At 56.4% G+C, this 589-nt stretch carries 1 protein-coding gene; it reads left to right on the forward strand.

The window, feature by feature from the left end; translation table 11 throughout:
• Positions 1-41 precede the first annotated feature (41 nt).
• On the forward strand, positions 42-589 hold a 548-nt coding region (locus ACSNOG_RS32900; protein WP_436756354.1), incomplete at its 3' end, for an RNB domain-containing ribonuclease.

The following is a 589-nucleotide window of genomic DNA, read 5'->3' on the forward strand; positions in this document are numbered from 1 at the left end:
GCTTGAATCCGCAGGTGGACCGTCTCACGATGTCCTGCGTCATGGAATTCAATGAGCAGATGAAGGTCGTGAAGCACGATATTTTCACAAGCGTGATTCGGACGAAGGAACGGATGACGTACAACAATGTGCGCAAAATTCTGGTCGACGAGGATCCGGAGCTGATCGAGCGTTACAGCGATCTGGTGGAGGATTTCCGCCTGATGCAGGAGCTGGCGCTGAAGCTGCGGAACCGCCGGATGCGGCGGGGCGCGGTCGATTTTGACTTTGTGGAGTCGAAGGTCATCGTCGATGAAAATGGCAAGCCGATCGATATCGTCAAACGGGAGCGTTCCATCGCGGAGCAGATCATCGAGGAATTCATGCTGGCCGCTAACGAAACTGTGGCCGAGCATTTCCACTGGCTCAAGGTGCCGTTCATCTACCGGATCCACGAGGATCCGGATCCAGAGAAGCTGCAGAACTTCATGGCGTTTGCCGCGAATTTCGGCCATCACGTGAAAGGGCGCGGCAACCAGATTCATCCGCGTGCCCTGCAGAACCTGCTGGACGACATCCACGGCACGAAGGAGCAGACGGTGCTCAGCCT

It is taken from the genome of Streptomyces sp. URMC 124 (genome assembly GCF_051386455.1).
Classification (GTDB): Bacteria; Actinomycetota; Actinomycetes; order Streptomycetales; family Streptomycetaceae; genus Streptomyces.